Here is an 18,914-nt window from a genome sequence, read left to right as displayed (position 1 = left end):
TGGGGGCATGGCCGTGAGCGGTGAGGGACATAGCCAAACAGGGGCATTTTTACCTGGCTGCAATCTCCGCTTCCGTTAAATAGCAGGCGGGGTCGGCCTCCCAGAAGTCGCCGGTCAGGCTTTCCGCCCGGGCGCGGCAGTTGCCGTTACAGAGGTCCAGCCAGGCGCAAGTTGAGCAGCGGCCTTTGAGCAGGGGCTTGCGATCCCGCAGGCCTTGCAGGAGGGGATGGCTCAAATCGGTCCAGATTTCACCAAAGGGCCGTTCCCGGACATTACCCAGGGTGTGGTGCATGGTAAACTGGTCAGGGTGGACGTTACCGGCCCAGTCGACGGCGCCGATGGCGATCCCGCTGCGGTTACCCCCGTTCAAGCGCAATAACTCCAGCACGGCTGCTGCCCGCTCCGGGTCCTGGCGGCGCAGTTGCAAATAAAGGTAAATGCCGTCGGCATGGTTATCGACGGTTAAGATTTCCACTTCCCGGCCCTGTTCCTTCAGGCGCCTGGTTGCTTCGATAAGCAAATCCATGGCGGCGCGGCTTTCTTCATGGCTCAGGTCTTCCCCGGCGAGCTCACTGCCCCGGCCGCTGTAAACTAAATGATAGAAACAGGCCCGGGGAATGTTCTCTTCCCGGATGAGGTAAAAAATCTCCTCCAGCTGGTCGACATTGGCACGGCTGATGGTAAAACGTAAACCTACCCGCTGGTCGGTAGCCAGGCAGTTACGGATGCCTTCCAGGGCCGCCGTAAAGGCTCCCTTTTGCCCCCGGAAGGCATCATGCTTGCCCTCCACGCCGTCCAGGCTGATCCCCACATAGCTGACGCCGATTTTTTTCAATTCCCGGGCTGTACTGCGGTCAATAAGGGTACCGTTAGTAGACAGGGTGACCCGCAGGCCCCCTTTCACGGCAGTGGCCATCAGGTCAAAGATATCCGTCCGCACCAGGGGTTCACCCCCGGACAGGAGAAGGACAGGCACGCGGAAGGCCACCAGTTGCTCCAGGAAATCCCGGGCGGCCCGGGTATCCATCTCTTCGCTGCCTGCACCTGGACCGGCGCTGGCATAGCAATGGCGGCACTTCAGGTTGCAGGCCCGGGTACAATTCCAGACTACTACCGGGCCACTATCCCGGCGCGCTCCCGCTGCCGCGCCAAAGGCAGACTGGCTGTAGCGCAACGTATCCCCGAAATAACTATCATTAAAAAGCAGTTTAGTCAGGCTGATCAGTTCTCCTCACCTGCCTTCCGGCCGGCATAATAGTCCAGCATGGCCTGGATCAGGCCTGCTTCCGTATATTCCCCGGCCGTAGCTGTTACCGCCAGCCCCGCTTCCCTGGCCGTGGCTGCCGTAATAGGCCCGATGCAAAAAACATCGACGCCCTCCATGAGGGTAAGAGCATCCTTCCCCAGGAGTTCAAGGAAAGACTTGACCGTAGAAGAACTGGTAAAGGTAACGGCCGTTACTTTCCCGGCGGCTAAAAGTTCCCGTAAAGCGGAAGCATCGCCTTCCCTTTTAACCGTCCGGTAGACGGCTACTTCCGTCACTTGTGCCCCCTGGCGGCGGAGATCTTCAGCCAGGAAGGGCCGGGCAATATCAGCCCGGGGCAGGAGCACCCGCCGGCCCTGAAGTAAAGGTCCCAGGCCCGCAGCTACGGCTTCGGCCACATATTCCCCCGGCTGCCAGGCGGGGAGCAACCCCCGTTCCTGGAGGGCCCTGGCCGTCGCCGGGCCGATGGCGGCAATTTTTATCCCAGCCAGGGTGCGGATGTCAAGCTGCCTTTCCTGTAAACGCCGGCAGAAATAACGGACACCGTTGGCACTGGTAAAAATTAACCACTCGAAATCTTTAATCTTAGCCAGGGCGGCATCCACAGGGCTCCAGTCGGCCGGTGGCTCGATTTCAATGGCCGGGAAGGCCAGCACTTCCGCCCCCAGTTCGGCCAGCCGCCGGGCCATTGCTTCCACCTGGGCCCGGGGGCGGGTAATTACCACCCGCCGGCCGAAAAGGGGTTTGCCTTCCAGCCAGGCCAGGGTAGAGCGCAAGGTGACCACCTGGCCGACGACGATAATGGCCGGATTGCTGAAGCCGGTCTCCTGGGCTTTGGCCTCAATATCGGCCAGGGTACCGACCAGAGTCTCCTGCTCGGCCCTGGTGCCCCAGCGGATGAGGGCCACCGGGGTACCGGGTGGACGGCCACAGGCCAGCAGCCGGCTGACAATCGGGGCCAGGTTGGCCATGCCCATGAGGAAAACCAGGGTATCGACGGCGCCGGCCAGGCCTTCCCAGTTTATGGCGCTGCTTTCTTTACCCGGATCTTCATTGCCGGTAATAAAGGCTACCGTCGAAGCCAGGCCGCGGTGGGTGACCGGGATGCCGGCGTAGGCCGGTACGGCGATGGCCGCCGTGACCCCCGGCACCACTTCAAAGGGTATCCCGGCGGCCTTGAGGGCCAGGGCTTCTTCCCCGCCGCGGCCAAAGACAAAGGGGTCACCGCCTTTTAAGCGCACTACCTGCTTTCCCTGCCGGGCGAGCTCTACCAGGAGTTCATTGATTTCTTCCTGGCGCAGGGCATGGCGGTAGGGGGCTTTGCCGACATAGATTTTTTCGGCCCCATTTGGTGCATAATCCAGGAGGCCCTGGTTGATCAGACGGTCATAGACCACCACGTCGGCCCGGGCCAGGCATTCGTGTCCCTTGATAGTTAATAAACCGGCGTCACCGGGGCCGGCACCGACCAGATATACTTTACCTGTGGGAATTGCCACCCTTCAGTCTTACCTCCTGTAAAATGGCCTCCGCGCCTTGGGCCAGTAATTTCCGGGCCAGCTCCTGGCCAGCGGCCTCCGGGTTGGCCGTGCTCCCGGAAGTAAAATCCCTTAACACTTGCCTGCCGTCCAGGCTGGCTACCATACCCTGCAGGACCAGGGCTTCGCCTTCCACGGTAGCCAGAGCACCTATGGGAACCTGGCAGCCTCCTTCCAGGGCGCGTAAGTATGCCCTTTCCGCCCGCACGGCCGCTGTCGTGGGCGGGTGGTTGATGGCGGCCACCAGCTGCGCGATTTGTTCATCCCCGGCCCGGATCTCGACGCCGATGGCCCCCTGCCCTACAGCCGGCAGGCAGAGGTGGTAGGGAATGGGTTCCCCCAGGAGGCGGCCATGGTTTAACCTTTTCACCCCGGCGGCAGCCAGGACGATGGCCTCCAACCCTTCCCGTTCCATTTTCGCCAGGCGGGTGGGGACATTGCCCCGCAGGTCCACCAGTTCCAGGTCGGGGCGGACATTGGCCAGCTGGGCCTTGCGCCTCAGGCTGCTTGTCCCCACCCGGGCCTTGACTGGTAGAGTCGCCAGGGTATAGCCCGCCGGGGAGATGAGGACATCAGCCGGGTCTTCCCGCTGCCCCATGGCACCGATAATCAGGCCCTCTGGCAAGCTGGTCGGCATATCCTTCATGCTGTGGACAGCCATATCGATAACTCCGTCCAGGAGGGCCAGTTCCAGTTCCTTGGTAAAAAGGCCCTTATCGCCAATCCGCGCCAGGGCCACATCGAGGATCTTATCGCCCTTAGTTTTAAGGGTAACCAGGCGACAGGTCAGATCCGGCCAGGCTTTTTCCAGGGTCTCTATGACCCAGCGGGCCTGCCAGCGGGCCAGTTCACTTTCCCTGGAGCCCACCTTTACTTCCAGCATTTATTGCCCTCCTCCTTCCACTGCCGCCGCTTCTTTCCGGGACTTAGCCCCTTCCACAGGCAGGTTAAAAAGTTCATGCAGGGCTTCGGCATACAAATGTCCCCGCGGTGTCAGGGCGGCCTTTTTTAAGTTCACGACAGCGTCGTGGAGGAGCTGGTTGACAATGGAGTTGGCCAGGGAGCCGATTATTTTTTGCTGCCTTGGTGTCAATTCTCCCAGCCGGTTACAGGCCCGCTCCAGTTCAGCCTGTTTAATGGCTTCGGCCTTTTCCTTCAAGGCAATAATAGTCGGCACCACATACAGGGAGCCCAGCCACCGGAAGAAGGCCTCGACTTCAGCCGTAATGATACCTTCCGCCTGCCGGGCGGCATGCTGCCGTTCCTCCAGGTTGGCCAGGACCACCTGTTGCAGGTCGTCGATATCATACAGTTTCACCCCCGGCAGGTCGCCTGCAGATGGCTCAATATCCCGGGGCACGGCAATGTCAATGAGCATCAGGGGGCTGTCCGGCCGTGCCGCCCGGGCCCGGGCTACCTGTTCCCGGTGAAGAATATAGTGGCTGGCCGCCGTACAGCTGATAACGATATCGGCCCGGGACAGGTAGTCCTCCAGGGCGTCCAGGCGCACGGCCTGTCCGCCAATCTTAAAAGCCAGGGCTACAGCCCGGTCATAAGAACGATTGGAAACCAGGACCGTGGTCACGCCTTTATCTTTCAGGTAACGGGCAGCCAGGGTACTCATTTTACCGGCACCGATTACTAAAACGGTCCGCCCCTCGAGGTTACCGTGAAAAACCTGGCGGGCCAGTTCTACGGCAGCGTAGCTGATTGATACCGTGTTGCGGTCGATGCGCGTTTCCGTCCTTACCCTCTTGCCAACGGTAATGGCCTGCTGCCACAGGGTGTTGAGGATGTTATTAGTTGTTCCTGTTTCCCGGGCTATCTCGTAAGCTTCGGCCACCTGGGCTAAAACCTGGTCTTCGCCGAGAATCATGGAATCCAGGCCGGCAGCCACCCGGAACAGGTGGCGGACAGTATGGCGCGTATTCAAGGTGTAAAGATAGCCTTCCAGGTTTTTAGGGTCCATCCGGCAGGACTGGCCAAGGAAATTTTTGCCCGCCCTGATCCCGGTTTCCTCCTGCTGGCAGGCCACATATATTTCCGTCCGGTTGCAGGTACTTAAAATCACGCAACCCTCAACGCCGGCCACGGCCCGTAGCTGTTCCAGGGCCGCCGGCAAACCGTGGCGGGCAAAAGCCAGTTGCTCCCGGATTTCTACCGGCGCCGTGCGATGATTTAAACCGGCGGCAACGACAAACACTGCTTCACCCGCTCCTTTGCTAAATCTTCTTTGCCCCGGGCTACCAGGCGAAATAATATCTCATCCCCGGCCAGCCGCCGCAGTAATTCTTCCCGGCGTTTCTGGTCATGGGGCCAGACCTTTTTAAGAAAAGGACGCAGTTCTCCTAAAAAATCCACCCAGGGGCCGTATTCCGGTCCAATTTCAGCCTCCAGCTGTTTGCGTAACTGGCGGGCCAGGGCCGGGCTTTTCCCGGCGGTAGAGATGGCTATTTGCAAATCCCCGCGCCGGACGACCGATGGGACCATAAAGGTACACTTTTCCGGCGCATCGGCGACATTGACCCAAATGCCGGCCTGGTGGCAGTCGGCAGCCACGCGGGTATTAAGACCGGCGTCACCGGTGACGGCAAAAACCAGGGTCATCCCCGTAATATCGCCGGGCTGGTATTCACGCCGCCACCATACCAGTTGCCTGGCCAGGGCCAGGTCGGCCAGGACGCGGGTGACCTCCGGGCTTACCAGGGTAACCCTGGCGCCTGCTTCCAGCAAATTTAGAACCTTGCGCTCACCCACCTGCCCGCCGCCGACTACCAGGCAGGGACGGTCTGTTAGCTCTACAGCCATAGAATAAAAGCCCATTATATACCACGCGTCCTCACAAAGTACGTCAGGCCCATTAAAGTATCCCGCGCCTGTCCTTCCGGCAGGAAAATGGCCTGCTGCCTGGCCCGGGCCAGGTAACGCTCGGCCAGCCCCAGGGCATAATCGATGCCGCCACAATCTTTAATGAGGTCAATGACTTCCAGAATTTCCGTAGCTGTTTTATCCCTTTTGGCCAGCAGGCAAACCAGCTTTTGCTTTTTGGGAGAGCAGCGTAAAGCATAGATGGCCGGCAGGGTAATAACCCCCTGGCGCAGGTCGCTACCTATGGGCTTACCCAGGCGTTCCGGATCGGCCACCATATCCAGGACGTCATCGGTGATCTGGAAGGCCATCCCCAGGTTGCGGCCATAATGGTACAGGTGGCGGATAAAATCCTCCCCGGCCCCGGCAGCTATGGCCCCCAGCTGGCAACTGGCGGCAATTAGCAAGGCCGTCTTGCGGTAAATACGTTTCAGGTAATCCCGCAAGGTAACCTCTAGGTCAAAGGTGCCGGCCAGCTGGTACAGTTCCCCCTGGACCATTTTGACGCTGGTGGAAGCCAGGATCGAAGGGATACGGGGATCGTCATAGGTGGCCACCAGGAGCAGGGACCGGGCAAAAAGGTAATCCCCTGTATGCAAAGAAAGCTCCTGGCCCCAGCGGGCCCACACCGTCGGCCGCCCCCGCCGGATTGGCGAGGCATCGATGACGTCGTCATGGACCAGGGTGGCCATATGAATCATTTCCAGGGCCACGGCCAGGGGCAGGACCCGTTCCAGGGGGGCGCCGCAGCATTTAGCTGCTAGGATGGCAAAGGCCGGGCGCAGTCTTTTTCCCCCCGCCTGGACTAGGTGCCGGGCTGCCTGGCTCAAGACCGGGTCGGGAGCATCCACCTGGCGCAATAATTCAGCCTCTACCTCTTGTAAATCGGCTTGTACCTCCTGCCAGAGGGGTAACTCTTTCATAATTACATTATACCACCTGTAAATGTTCTTGCCGAGTATTTTTCCCCATTACCAGATACTTACCGCTCAGGTGAGCCTCTACCTATTTAGCAAGAACCGGCAGGTTTTTAAACTGGTCGTATTGTTTGGCCAGGCCGGCATCGGCCTTCTCCACCTGGGCCAGGAGCTGGTTGGCCCGGCCGGTATCTCCCTGGTAATAAGCGAGTATTGCCTGCCAGAGCTGGGCTTCAGCCTTTATTTTTGCATCTTTAGCTGCGGCGTTAAGATTGGCTGCCGCTTCCCTTTCCTGCCCCAGGAAATACTGGCCAATGGCCGCCCGGAGCTGGATAGCCGGGCTCAGGGTCACCCCGCCGGGCTGGTGCAGGTCTTTGAATTCTCCCAGGCTATCCACTTTTTCCTTTACGGCTGCCGGCAAGGCCGCTACCTGCTGGAACACCTGCCGCGCCTTGTCCTGCTGGCCGGCCTGTAGATAGTTAATACCGGCGGCAGTATAAGCCTGCCCCAGGTTCTCCCAGCTGGCGCCTACCCAGGGAGCAACCTGACGGGCGCGTTCCATGATCGCTAGGGCCTGCTCTACCATACCATCCTGCCAGTAGGCTTCGGCCAGGCGGTTTAAGATAGCCAGGTTGTAGGGCTCTTTTTTGCTGGCAGCCAGGGCCAGGGCCAGGGCTTCCTTAGTTTTCCCTTCCTTCAGGTAAATACCGGCCAGGTCACTGTTGTAGGACGCAGTGAAGGGGTCATAACGGCTGGCTTCTTCCAGGTAAGAGGCCGTAGCCCGGAGGTTGTTGCGCTGCAGGGCAGCAGCCGCCTGGCGGGCGCTAGTCACCCCGGCCAGGTAAGAAATGCTGAAAAGGACGATGACCAGGGTTGCCAGGGCTGCTCCTGTAACGTAAGCCGCCTGCTTATTTTTAAATACTGCCGCGGCCAGGGCCGGCTCCGGTCCCAGGCGCTGGCCTTCAATACTCCTGGCCAGGCCGAAGCAGGCCCAGAGCATCATGGAGACGGCTCCCAGGGCCAGGTCGAAATCAATGGCGGCATGGAGGCCGAGGTTCAAGGCAGCCATACCTATAGCCAGGGCCTGGAGGCGTTCTATGCCGCGGGAAGAACGGTAGTTACCCAGGGCAGTCAGGAGGAAAAACAGCCATACAATTCCCAGTACAGCGATGCCCACCAGACCGGTTTCTACGGCTACCTGGGCGTAATCATTGTGCACCTGGGTGGAATTATAAAAGTAACTCTGGTACTGGCGGTAGGCTGCTTCCCAGCCACCACCGCCAAAGCCAAGGACGGGGCGTTCCCGGACCATCTTCAGCGCATCCCCAGTCCAGATCAGCCGTTCCCGGCTGCTTTTGGTCTCCAGGTTGATATCCTGGAGCCGGGCCATAATCTGGGGCGGCAGGATCCGGGCTAGGAGACTGGCCGGTTGCCTGCCCCCTGCTACCGGAGTGACCGCCAGCTGGTGCTGGACCAGGAAAATACCGCCGCCAATGAGAAGGACCAGAGCGGCCACCACGGCTGCCATGCGCGCCCTGGGGGTCCGCAGGCTCCAGCCGGCTCCCTGGATAATAAGCTGGCCGGCAAGGGCTACCAGTAGGCCCAGGGCAAACCAGCTCCAGGCCGGGCCATAGGCTTTAGCAACGGCCAGGGGAATAAACCGGGCATTGCCTGCCAGGGCGGCAGCGCTGCTGGTCACCAGGTGAGCCAGGGTATTCAGGCGGTAGCCTTTTGGCGCCAGCAGCCAGTAGAGGAAGATAACCAGGGGGAAAACGAGGTAAGCGCCCCGGGAGCCTGTCCCCAGGAAAACCATGAGCAACAGGTAGTTGGCCGCTGCGTATAAATACCGCTGGCGGCTGCCGGCCCGGGCCCAGAGGTAAAAACCGATGATACTGCCGGCACCGGTGTAACTGGCCAGGGCATTGGGGTACTGCAAAGTGGAAAAGAAACGCCCGCCGACAAACCCATCTTTAATATAAACAATCCCGGTGGCACTGAGCAAAGCCGCCACGGCGGTTCCAACTGCGGCCAGGTAAAGGGCATGGAGCAGGTAGAGGGTACGGCGCTGGCCGCCAAGGCGGGAAGTCAGCCAGAAGGTTAAAAAGTAAAGGAGGACCTTAGCTACTTCAGCTACGGCCAGGCTACGGCTGGCCGGCTTGATGGCAGCCAGGATATAAACTACTACCAGGGCCGCGGCTGCAAAATCCAGGGGCCGGTTAAGGAAGGCTACTTCCCGGCGGGACAACTTCCACAGGTAAGTAAGGAAAAACAGGACGGCGGCAAAAAGTAAGGTCCAGCGCTGCTCTACCGGGAAAAAGAGGCCGCGAAAAAAAGGCGGGTAAAAGAGGAGCAACAACAGGCCAGTAAAGGCCAGAAGAAATAAAGTCTGGTTGCCCCCGGACGGCCAGAAGGGCTCCCCGCTGCTGTTTTTTTCCTTGGCGCGGCGCCAGGGGGTTACTCGCGTATTAGTATCAAGGTTATCTTCAGCGTTATTTACCGTTTGATTTTTCCCGCCCTTGATGGCACTTGTTAAGGGGATTACTTTGCCTTTTCTATGTGCTTCTTTTATATATGCTGCCCCGGTCTTTCTTTTGCTCCGTGCCATGGCTAGACCCCTTTCACGTCATGTCTACCTATTCATTCGCCGCTTCCCTATCCTTTTCCTGCTAAAATAAAAAGATAGCCGGGGGCAAACGATAGCCGGTGGCTGCCGGGGGGCTTTTTTCTACCACCCCAGAGCATAACCATCACCACGGGGATCGGCTCCACCCATAAGGACACCCCTTTGATAGTCGATTACAATCCCCTGGGCATGACCTGTTTCATTTGACCAGGCCGGTAAAAGGGTTACTTTGTGACCCAGGCGGCGCAGGTCTTCAATTACGGTAGGATCAAAACGATTTTCCAGGTTCAGGCTGGGCGGTCCGTCTCCCAAGGCCCTACCATGGATCCAGCGTGGTGCTTCAATGGCCTCCTGGATGTTGCAGCCGAAATCCAGGAAACGGGATATTACCTGCAAGTGAGTCTGGGGCTGCCCGTCGGCCCCCATGGTACCGAAGACCAGGCAGGGCTTGTCGCCCTTAGTGATAATGGCTGCCATCAGTGTATGGAGGGTGCGTTTACCAGGTGACAGGCAGTTGGGATGGCTGGGGTCGAGGGAAAAATAAGCACCCCGGCTTTGAAGTAAAATACCGGTACCCCGGGCCACCAGGCCGGAACCAAAGGGGAAATAAATACTCTGAATGCAAGAAACAATATTTCCTTCCCTGTCCACCACAGCAAAGTAGGTGGTATCGCCTCGCAACTGGCTGCCGGCAGCTATTTCCATAGCCTGCTGCGGGTCAATAAGACGGCGGCGCTTGGCTGCATAATCCTTAGAGAGCAAATGATCGATAGGAATTTGCACAAAATCCGGGTCACTAATATAGGCATCCCGGTCGGCAAAGGCCAGCTTTTTGGCCTCTACCAGGTGGTGAATGTAGGTGGACGTGTCGAGGCCCATGGCTTTAAGGTCAAAACCTTCCACCAAGTTAAATTCCAACAGGGCCGTTAAACCCTGGCTGTTAGGCGCTGTTTCGTAAATGGTATAGCCGCGGTAAGTAGTGGCTACCGGTTGGCCCCAGGTCGAAGTATGGCCGGCCAGGTCTTCGAGGGCCAGGAAACCACCCTCTTCTTGAACGGTTCTGGTTATTGCTTCAGCAATTGGCCCCTGGTAGAAGGCGGCTTTTCCCTCCCTGGCCAGGAGGCGGAAAGTGGCAGCCAGGTCATCCTGGCGTAAAATATCCCCCGGTCGGGGTGGCCTCCCGCCGGGTAAAAAGATGGCCGCTGTATCCGGGTAGCGGGACAAAACTTCCCGGTGTTCGGTTATGTACCAGGCCAGTTTATGGCTCACAGGATGCCCTTCGGCATAGGTAATGGCCTCGGCCAGGAGATCAGCTAGGGGCATAGTACCATAACGTTCTCGTGCATCCTCCCAGGCAGCGACGCAGCCAGGAACAGTAACAGCATAGGCGCTACGGGGTGGTATTTTAACCATTCTTTTTTCCCGGAAAAATTCCAGACTGGCTCTTCGGGGCGCCCGGCCGGAACCGTTAAGAAAAATTACTTCTCTCGTACGGGCCAGGTAAATAAGATAAAACAAGTCACCACCAATACCGCACATATGAGGCTGGGTAACATTTAAGACGGCATTGATAGCAATGGCAGCATCAATAGCATTACCACCGCGCTTGAGGATATTAACTCCTGCCAGGGAAGCCAGCGGGTGGGCCGCTGCCACCATTCCGTTGGTACCCATAACTATTGGCCGATACATACGAACTACACCTCATTTCAGGAGACTTCAGTCTTTATTGTAACCCTTAATCTATATTTTTGACGAGATCTTTTGACGATGGAGGTCTTCAGGTGTTATTCTTTAAAGAGGATTTTTGAACCAGCACTTTTATTAAGGGTGAATTTAATGGTACAGGTAGCAACCATCAGCATCCTGGCATTTTTAACTGCCGTTCTCCTCGCGGTTAGTACCGGGTGGCTTGCTTTGCGCCGGGCCGGGAAAAAGGCCAAACGCCAGGCCATCTATGCCGTCCTCGCTTTTACCCTCTTCCTGGCTACTGCCTGTGGTAACCTTACCGGGGAACAGCCCCCTTCCCCGGCCAACCAGTCGCGGCAGCCGGTAGCGCAAACAGCTTCGCCTGCACCAGGAGCAGCGCCTGGCACCTCAACATCTCAAGAAAAGCCTCCCGACTCCTCAACCCCACCGGCTGAAACCGGCAAGCTACGCGTCCATTACCTGGATGTCGGCCAGGGGGATGCCATCCTGGTGCAGTTGCCCGATGGCAAGAACATTTTAATCGACGGTGGCACCAGTGAAGCCGGGCCGGGGGTGGTACAGGAATTGCAGCAGTACGGTGTTGAGATACTGGACTTTGTCATTGGCACCCACCCCCATGAGGACCATATAGGCGGCCTGGACGTGGTAATTAACAGCTTCCAGGTGGGTAAAGTTTACCTTCCCCGGGTGACCCATAATTCTGATTCATACCGGGACCTCTTGCTGGCTATAAAAAATAAGGGCCTCAAGGCCATGGAGGCTAAAGCCGGCGTTGCGCTGCCCATGGATGGGGGCCTCCAGGCTCTTTTTGTCAGCCCGGCGAAAAGTAATTATGAGGATCTAAACGATTATAGCGCCGTCCTGCACCTCACCTACGGGCAAACGGCTTTTCTCTTTACCGGTGACGCCGGTACTACCGCCGAGGAGGAAATGCTGGCCGGCGGCAGGCCTCTTAAGGCTGATGTACTCAAAGTAGCCCACCACGGCTCCCGTTATTCTACCAGCACTGCTTTTCTCAAAGCTGTGGCTCCCAGGTATGCTGTTATCTCCGTGGGTAAAGGGAATGACTATGGCCATCCCCATGCCCAGACCCTGCAACGCCTACAAAAAGCCGGGGTTAAAATCTACCGTACCGACCAGGATGGTACCATAACGGCCGTCTCCGACGGCCAGAAGGTGACTATACAGTAGCATTGTACGGCCAGGCCGGTAGCATTCCTGCTATCTATAGCGACCTGATGCAAAGTAAAAGTGAAAGGAGTAAAATAATGCCCCGCCGGGAATTGCTGGTCATTGATCGTTTTGAAGAAGACATGGCCGTAATTGAATACGGCCGCCGCACCTTTACCCTGCCCCGCTCCCTCCTGCCCCGGGCCGCCAAAGAGGGTGACGTGATTAAACTCGCCGTCGTCCTGGATCCGGAAGCCACTGCCCGGCGCAAAAAAGAAGCCCGCTCCCTGGCGGACGATGTGTTTGAGGGGTAGAAGCTTAATGCTTACCGGGCTGCATCCACAATGGCCCTGATTTTAGCGTCCACCTGTGAGGCTATTTCTTCCAGGCCGGCTTCGGGATAAAATTTGGCCAGCATGGTGGGCCGCAGGGCGCTGATGTAAGTCTTGCCGTCCCGGGTGTAGACATTTATTTTACAGGGCATCATCAAGCTGATCAGGACGTCTTTAGCCAGGACTTCGTGGGCGTAGCGGGCATTGCAGATTTCAATGATTTTCAGTGGTTCAGAAGCGTAGCCCTTGCTTTTCAGGGTGGCCTGGACATCGTGGATATGCTGGACCTTCATGCCTTGCGCGGCAGTAGCTTCTTCCACGGAAGCCACGGCGGCGTCAAAATTTTTTTCAGTTGTCACGGTGTAGCTGATGTCTTGGTAATCCATGCCAAATGCCTCCTTCGCCTGTTGGCCTGTAGTAAGTCTGGCTTTCATTGTTGAGCTTTATAAATGCTTTTCGACTTTACTATAATACTACTTACATAATTCGCTGTCAATATATATGGCGAATAATAACCTGATGAACCCTTAATTTACTCCGTTTTGGAACGCCGGGAAAACCCTGTCCCGGTATTAGCTGCTTTTGGCCAGGGTAATGAGGCTCCTTGCTGCCTGGTAGGCTTCCAGGTAATCGGCTCCCGTGTAAGTTACGGTAGCGGCATCGAGGAACCGGCTGCGGGGCAGGATAGCTGCTGCCGCCGCCCGGGCCGGGTCGTTAAATTTAATCGTTACCGTTGCCGGGGCCGGTGCCGCAAGGGGTTGATAACTTTTTTTGCTCAGGGCCCGGACCAGTCCCAGGCGGATTTTTTCCCTGGCCAGCCGGGGCGGGAGCGACCTGGCGGCGTGGTAATTAACTGCTTCTTTAACAATAACGGCTTCTACTCCTTCAAGGATTTTCCTTGCTTCCCCGGCCAGGACCTGGTCGCCGCTCACCAGGACCACCGGGACACCGAAATAGCCGGCCAGCAGGGCATTCAGGCCCAGTTCCCCCATTTCCTGTCCATTAACCTCCAGGCGGTGGACTACGTCGCTGTAGGTGTGGGCCAGGACGCCATGGCTGCCGGCCCGGGCATGATAACCTATGAAACAGGCTACAGCAAAGCCCCTGTCTATACCCTCCATCATACCCAGTTTTTTCGGTGTGCCGCTGATGAGCTGGGCCCCGGGGTGCAGGTCTTCCGGCGGGATGTTACGCATCCTGCCGTGGGCGTCATTGACGGTTACGCTGGTAGCCCCGGCTTCAAGGGCGCCACGGATGGCGGCATTGACTTCAGCCGTCATTAGTCTCTGGGAGCGTGCGTATTCCACCCCACCTATGGTTTCCACTTGTTCCCAGGCAGTTACCCCGGCCACGCCTTCCATATCGGCGGATATGTAAACCCGCATCCCTGCCATTCCTCCCTTATGACGGGTAAATGTCAAAAGGGCCTGACCGGCCCTAAGAACAACTCCTTCATGATTTATGGATATAATGGTAACCGAGTTTGGTGATATGCTGACCAATTATTTCCAGGCTTATCTGGGGCAAATAATAGGTAATCACCACCCAGCGACGTTCGAGGACAACATTGACGTTAATTACACCCGGCAGGCTGCCCAGGGCATTAGTAATTTTTTTGGCATCTTCCCCGGTGCGCATGTCGCTTACAATCAGGGTCATGGTTACCTGCCGGAGCTCAGGGGTGTAACCATAACGCAAATTTTGCCACTGTTGCCCGGCCAGGATTTCTGCGGCCCGCTGGCTGTACCAGCTCATCTATTTAACCTCCTTTTACCATATTTAACTTTTAATTGCTGATGAGCATCCTGCTCACCCGTTTTCCCCTCAGGGACTCAGTCGCCGGAACTCAACCCCCTTTTGCTGTAACAAATAGTCTATAAAAGAAGGTGTAATCCTTTCCGGGTCATAGATTATTTTCATCATATCGACCTGGCCCTCCCGGGGTAACTGGATCTCCTTTACCAGGGCTGCCAGGGTATAATAGACTGTTTCCCTGATGACCGGCGTTTCAAGGTTGGGTATAATGTAGGTGACTTCCTGGTGCCGTCCAGGTTGGAATTTTTCCTGGCGGGCGTCAATCCACATTCTTACCTTCGGTTCCATGTCCTTGCCACCTCCAGGGCCCTGCCCTATATTCTATGCATCAACTCGCCTTTTGCCGCCTATTTTAGGTTCATCCCTCCATTCACCAACATATGCTGTAATAGTGATTCTATGAAATGAGGGGTGAAAGATGGCCAAAATCCTTTTGGGAGATATTGCTTTATCATCATGGGAACTTGATGCTTTCAGCAAAGCCTTGTTTCCAATCCTGTGCCGCAGTTTGGGTGTAAGTCTCTTAGAAGACGGTGAAGGAAACTTTATCCTGAATCCGCCCCTGGCTAATAAAACGATTGTTTTACGCCCGCTGGCCGGCCAGGATCAAACCTTTACGGCCCTGCTAACTACCTTAAGCCAGGAGCTGCAGGGACAGGGGGCCAATGTTTTAATTGTTCCAGCTACCGCCAGCGACGGGCAGCTTTTCAGGCTATGGCAGACCCAAGTCCTTTTTGCTTTCTCGCAAAGGGATGGTGCCGCTCCCGCTCCAGAACCAGCCTTACGCTTTTTTTACGCACCCAAAAAGCGCGAGGAAAGCCTGGGTCTAATTGCTGCCCTGGTACAGGCTATGCTCCGTTCAGGAAGACCCCTGGGTTATACCATCCCCGGATCCTGGGAGCATTTTAAAAACTTCCGTTACCGCCGCCTTTTAAATAATGCAGAAGTGCCATCGGTCTTAATTGAATTTTGCCAGGTTCACCTGGACCCGGAATTTATTCACAACATTACGATGTGGCTGGTTGGCGGGTTAACCTGGTATTTCCAGAAACCGCTTACGGAAGAAACGGTTTTCAAGCTTCAATCCCTGTTGCAGCGCTTCCGGGATGCCTGTTTAAGGGAACCGCAGTACCGGGTTCCCGCAACAAACCAGGAAAAGAAGGAAACTGCGCCTCCGGAAGGGGAACCGGCAACTATGACGCCGGCCAGGCCGGGAGAGAACCCTGTTCAGACCGGAGAAAAGAGGGACGCAGGAGCAGAAACCACAGGGGGCGCGGCCCGGGGAGAGACTGGGGGAAAGATGACAGAGTCAGGGGCTATAACGGGCCCTGGAGAGGGAACGGAGGCAGGAGCTACAACGACCCCGCAAGAGGTAGCCATACCCGGCAGAAGCGCAATGCAGGTGCAGGATGGACTGCCGGTACAGGGTAAAATACAGGGGCGAGACGGGGCGGCAGGGCAAGCAAAGATACCACCCCAACATGAGCTCCTGGCAACGGAAGGGGACGTAAACCAAAGGGCAACGGCGGCAAAGGATCCAGTTTCCAGCAGCCTGGCTTCTCCGCCGGCACCTTCCGGGCAGGTCCGGAATGCCCGGCAGGGTAAAGGCCGTCACCGGGGCAACCCATTTCCCCCTCCCGGTGACGGGCCGGTGTTTATCTTTAAGCGGCCCCTGGAAGCCAGCCTTGCTCCTGCCTTGTTTACCCAGGAAGTACTGGAACGTATGGCACCACTGCCCCTCCAGAGCACTTTCCTGACAGGAGAACAATGGCGTAAATACCTTTCCTCTACCGGAGCGAATACGGCCATGGCCAGCCTCGCTGCCCGGCAGGCCCCTGAGCAGGGAGCAGTAAAACCCCCGGTTCTTAACTTTAACCAAATCAGGACAGATGTGATCGGGACGGGTACAGTAGCCCAGGAAACCGGAAAAAATGATAATACCCTGGCGGCGCTCAAAAACCTGAGTGCCGCCATCCTGGCCCCGGAACAGCCCGGAGAACCACTAAAGAGCGAAGCACCGTCAATTTGACGGTGCTTCTTAATGGTGGGCCCGTTAACTGTTATACTAGAAACATTGAGCCGGTGGCGCCGGCGGGCAGACGCCGGGAGCCACAGTGCAGGGAGCCGGCACGCAGAAGCCGTAGCTGGGCACCAGGAGCTGGACGGAAAGGATGGTCTTAATGACAACGCATACCTGGAAGTCACAGGTAACGGTGATGTTACCGACACCTACGGCCGAGACGACGCAGTTGCAGAAAAGCAAGGTACTCTCGGAGCAATCTACGGTTACTCCTTCAGGAGCGCAGAGGGTGACGACTTTGGTAAAGGTAAAGACACGATTGGCAGTTTCAGCTGGAGCATTGGGGTTGGTCAGGGTTATTGGAACAGAGACGACTATGGTTAAAGTGGCAAAATTGCCGGTAGCTGGTACCCGGTTAATCACGCTGCAGGAAATGGTCCCATTCAGGGCACAGGGGATAGCTTGCCCTACGGTAAAAGTCCCGGTAGCAAACTCACCAGTAAGACCCGTCGTTACTGTTGTATCCCGGGTACGGCTTTCCACCTGGAAACAGCTGTCATAAACCTTGTCAACGACGATACACTCGATACGAGTCGGGGGCGGACATCCTTCCGGCGGGCACTGGCCGGGAGCAACGACGGCCTGCTTGACGCTCGCTTCATCAGCCATGTTTAAACTTACCTCCTTAGAGCAAATATTTCGGGTTAATGCCTGGTATATAATATTGACCTCAACGGGTGGATGTTACCGGGAAAACATAATTTATTGCCGGCAATCAAAATTATATTTTTTCTGCCAGGAAAGCATATGCATTAGTTAGGTAGACCTGGTCCGGGGAGGTGATGGCCATGGTAAATTATTTAGCTACACCAGGTGATAGCTGGCAGTTAGTTTTGCGCCAGGGCATATTACATTACAGTTATACCGCAACCGGTGAACCCATGGCCGGCCTGAGCGCCTCTACTGCCGTTATTGACCCTGACGGTCGCCTGCATATACTGGCAACGTTGCTTAATAAGCGTTTAATTTATGCCCGCTGGGAGGGGCACCGCTGGGAGAGCAGGGAGTTGCCGGCAAATGGTTCCGTCCTGGCCTTTGTCCTCGATTCCCGCAGGCAACCGCACCTATTATTAGAGGAATCCTGCAGGCCGGAAAATGTCCATCTCTACCTGGCCGGTAACCGCTGGCAAAGGCAGTTTTTACCTTTTAACCTTACGGCTCCCCCCTTACTATTTAAACCCCTGCTCCGTGGGCGGCTTTTTTTTGCCGGGCAGGATGCATCCAGGGGAAGGCAGCATTTATTTTTAACAATTTTTGATCCTGCCACGGGCTGGCAGGTGCCCCGTCCCCTTACCGGCGTAGAACCTGGTAATAAAATTTATGCTTACTGGTTTCAGGGGTATCTTTACCTGTTGTCCTGGCACAGGCAGGAAAAGGACTACTTGCTTTATTTCCACGTAGTTGACCCGGAAAAAAACACCTCGCTGAGGCTCTGCCCGGGAACAATGGTTGATCTTCCCGATGACCGGCCGGTACTCCTGGCTAAGGAAAAAACCTTGCTTTTCCTCTGGACGTCCAGCAACCGCCTGGCTTTTTGCTTCTCCCAGGACGGCGGCAGTACCTGGTCACCACCCCAGAGCGCCTATTTCTTTTTTCCGGCCAGGATTAAAGCTGTAGAGGGGCCAGATGGCCCCTCCACCAGGCAGGTAGTTTTCACCAAGATCAGCGGTCTGGAGCCGGACTGGCCCCTGGTAATCAATTTTGAGCCTCTTTTTTCTTTATGCAGGGCGGTCCTTGTAAATCCCGGCAGCAGGAATACTCCTTTTAAGCAATGATTCTAGATAATAAATGGCACCACCACACCCAGGAATAAAGGACCAAAGAAAAAGGGGAACCTGCGGGCAGCGCCGATTAACAAAACAGGGTCTTTATCCATCTCAGCATCCATCATATGATGGCTCATCATCATACCATCGGCCATGGGCATCATTTCAACTACCCTAAACTCTTCCATTTCCCGGTAGCGAACCATTAAAACGACATGATCCATATCGAAATGCCTGGGATCAGGAATTCCCCGGGCAACGACCAGCAATTCCCGTTTTTCTATATCAATCATGCCCATACCCATGGCGCTGGGGCAATGATGGGTGGGATGCATCATAAAACAGTGGCGCCGGGGCATTACTGGAGGCATGATGGGAATGCAGATGCGCTGGCCGGGATAGATCAAATTGGGATCTGTAATTTGCGGGTTGGCCGACAGGATCTGCTCCACAGTAATGCCAAACTTTCGGGCAATACCGCTTAAAGTATCGCCGGGTTTGACGATATAGACGAAACCGTGCGGGCAGTGTATCGCGGGTCTGCCCGGGATGCAAAGTACCTGCCCAGGATAAATCAGGTTGGGATCCCGTACCTGGGGATTGGCAGCAATAAGCTCATCCAGGGTTATACCAAAACGCCGGGCGATAAGATACATAGTGTCGCCGCTTTTGACGGTATAATGGAAGCCATGGGGACACGGGGGCACCATGTGCTGGGCTGCCGCCTCACTTACAGTTGCCTCAGCTTTCTTGCTTTCGTCACTCATAACGCCGGTCTCCTTTCCTTGATGGCATGATTTGCTAGTATAGGGTATGAAACCGGCCGGTTAT

Annotated in this window: 18 protein-coding genes; 4 read left to right on the top strand and 14 right to left on the bottom strand. The window is 56.5% G+C overall.

Translation table 11 applies throughout. The annotated features are described in order from the left end of the window. Positions 1-49 precede the first annotated feature (49 nt). From MOMUL_RS04540 to ggt, 8 genes are all read right to left on the bottom strand, one after another. The gene (locus MOMUL_RS04540) at positions 50-1,225 is read right to left on the bottom strand and encodes a radical SAM/SPASM domain-containing protein (protein ID WP_062282100.1); all 1,176 of its coding nucleotides are present in this window, start codon (positions 1,223-1,225) and stop codon (positions 50-52) included. After that, entirely contained in the window at positions 1,222-2,757 is a 1,536-nt protein-coding gene (cobA, locus tag MOMUL_RS04535; RefSeq protein ID WP_062282426.1) for a uroporphyrinogen-III C-methyltransferase, read from the bottom strand. The genes MOMUL_RS04540 and cobA overlap by 4 nt, the downstream gene beginning before the upstream one ends. Further along, positions 2,744-3,685: a hydroxymethylbilane synthase gene (gene hemC / locus MOMUL_RS04530; RefSeq protein ID WP_062282097.1), complete on the bottom strand. Its 942-nt coding sequence runs from the start codon at positions 3,683-3,685 to the stop codon at positions 2,744-2,746. The genes cobA and hemC overlap by 14 nt, the downstream gene beginning before the upstream one ends. Next, positions 3,686-5,005, bottom strand: a complete 1,320-nt coding sequence (gene hemA / locus MOMUL_RS04525) for a glutamyl-tRNA reductase (protein WP_062282095.1) — start codon at positions 5,003-5,005, stop codon at positions 3,686-3,688. Further along, positions 4,981-5,610: a precorrin-2 dehydrogenase/sirohydrochlorin ferrochelatase family protein gene (locus MOMUL_RS04520; RefSeq protein WP_169802162.1), complete on the bottom strand. Its 630-nt coding sequence runs from the start codon at positions 5,608-5,610 to the stop codon at positions 4,981-4,983. The genes hemA and MOMUL_RS04520 overlap by 25 nt, the downstream gene beginning before the upstream one ends. A gap of 14 nt (positions 5,611-5,624) precedes the next feature. Further along, on the bottom strand, positions 5,625-6,593 hold the full coding sequence (locus tag MOMUL_RS04515) for a polyprenyl synthetase family protein (RefSeq protein ID WP_062282089.1): 969 nt from the start codon (positions 6,591-6,593) through the stop codon (positions 5,625-5,627). A gap of 82 nt (positions 6,594-6,675) precedes the next feature. Beyond that, positions 6,676-9,192: an O-antigen ligase family protein gene (locus MOMUL_RS04510; RefSeq protein WP_062282087.1), complete on the bottom strand. Its 2,517-nt coding sequence runs from the start codon at positions 9,190-9,192 to the stop codon at positions 6,676-6,678. A gap of 120 nt (positions 9,193-9,312) precedes the next feature. Continuing rightward, positions 9,313-10,902: a gamma-glutamyltransferase gene (ggt, locus tag MOMUL_RS04505; protein ID WP_062282085.1), complete on the bottom strand. Its 1,590-nt coding sequence runs from the start codon at positions 10,900-10,902 to the stop codon at positions 9,313-9,315. 147 nt (positions 10,903-11,049) lie between these two features. Here ggt and MOMUL_RS04500 point away from each other — a divergent pair, with 147 nt between their 5' ends. Further along, positions 11,050-12,111 carry a ComEC/Rec2 family competence protein gene (locus tag MOMUL_RS04500; protein ID WP_062282423.1) on the top strand — a complete coding sequence of 354 codons (1,062 nt, stop codon included), beginning with the start codon at positions 11,050-11,052 and terminating at the stop codon, positions 12,109-12,111. Between the two features lie 47 nt (positions 12,112-12,158). Continuing rightward, entirely contained in the window at positions 12,159-12,404 is a 246-nt protein-coding gene (locus MOMUL_RS04495) for a DUF3006 domain-containing protein (protein ID WP_064774334.1), read from the top strand. Between the two features lie 11 nt (positions 12,405-12,415). Here the strand turns inward: MOMUL_RS04495 and MOMUL_RS04490 are convergent, their stop codons facing one another. The 4 genes from MOMUL_RS04490 to MOMUL_RS04475 form a co-directional block, all read right to left on the bottom strand. Next, entirely contained in the window at positions 12,416-12,808 is a 393-nt protein-coding gene (locus MOMUL_RS04490; protein ID WP_062282082.1) for a DUF302 domain-containing protein, read from the bottom strand. A gap of 186 nt (positions 12,809-12,994) precedes the next feature. Further along, positions 12,995-13,807 (bottom strand): M55 family metallopeptidase, encoded by an 813-nt coding sequence (locus MOMUL_RS04485; protein ID WP_062282080.1) that lies wholly within the window; start codon positions 13,805-13,807, stop codon positions 12,995-12,997. Between the two features lie 67 nt (positions 13,808-13,874). After that, a complete protein-coding gene (locus MOMUL_RS04480) occupies positions 13,875-14,177 on the bottom strand; it encodes a heavy-metal-associated domain-containing protein (protein ID WP_062282077.1) in 303 nt (100 codons plus the stop codon). Positions 14,178-14,246: 69 nt separating this feature from the next. After that, a complete protein-coding gene (locus tag MOMUL_RS04475; protein ID WP_062282074.1) occupies positions 14,247-14,525 on the bottom strand; it encodes a hypothetical protein in 279 nt (92 codons plus the stop codon). A 130-nt stretch (positions 14,526-14,655) separates the two neighbouring features. Here MOMUL_RS04475 and MOMUL_RS04470 point away from each other — a divergent pair, with 130 nt between their 5' ends. Then, positions 14,656-16,266, top strand: a complete 1,611-nt coding sequence (locus MOMUL_RS04470; RefSeq protein ID WP_062282071.1) for a hypothetical protein — start codon at positions 14,656-14,658, stop codon at positions 16,264-16,266. A gap of 36 nt (positions 16,267-16,302) precedes the next feature. Here the strand turns inward: MOMUL_RS04470 and MOMUL_RS04465 are convergent, their stop codons facing one another. Next, complete coding sequence (locus MOMUL_RS04465; RefSeq protein ID WP_062282068.1) at positions 16,303-16,926, bottom strand: hypothetical protein; 624 nt, start codon at positions 16,924-16,926, stop codon at positions 16,303-16,305. A 179-nt stretch (positions 16,927-17,105) separates the two neighbouring features. Between MOMUL_RS04465 and MOMUL_RS04460 the strand changes: the two genes are divergently transcribed. After that, entirely contained in the window at positions 17,106-18,092 is a 987-nt protein-coding gene (locus MOMUL_RS04460) for a hypothetical protein (protein WP_062282067.1), read from the top strand. A 2-nt stretch (positions 18,093-18,094) separates the two neighbouring features. On the opposite strand, the gene MOMUL_RS15350 is transcribed toward MOMUL_RS04460, so the two are convergent. Further along, positions 18,095-18,850, bottom strand: a complete 756-nt coding sequence (locus MOMUL_RS15350) for a LysM peptidoglycan-binding domain-containing protein (RefSeq protein ID WP_064774325.1) — start codon at positions 18,848-18,850, stop codon at positions 18,095-18,097. Positions 18,851-18,914: the final 64 nt, after the last annotated feature.

The sequence above is a fragment of the Moorella mulderi DSM 14980 genome (assembly GCF_001594015.1).
In the GTDB taxonomy this organism is placed as follows: Bacteria; Bacillota; DSM-521; order Neomoorellales; family Neomoorellaceae; genus Neomoorella; species Neomoorella mulderi.
Note: the sequence above shows the minus strand (reverse complement) of the source record. Positions and strands in the feature narration are given on the sequence as shown.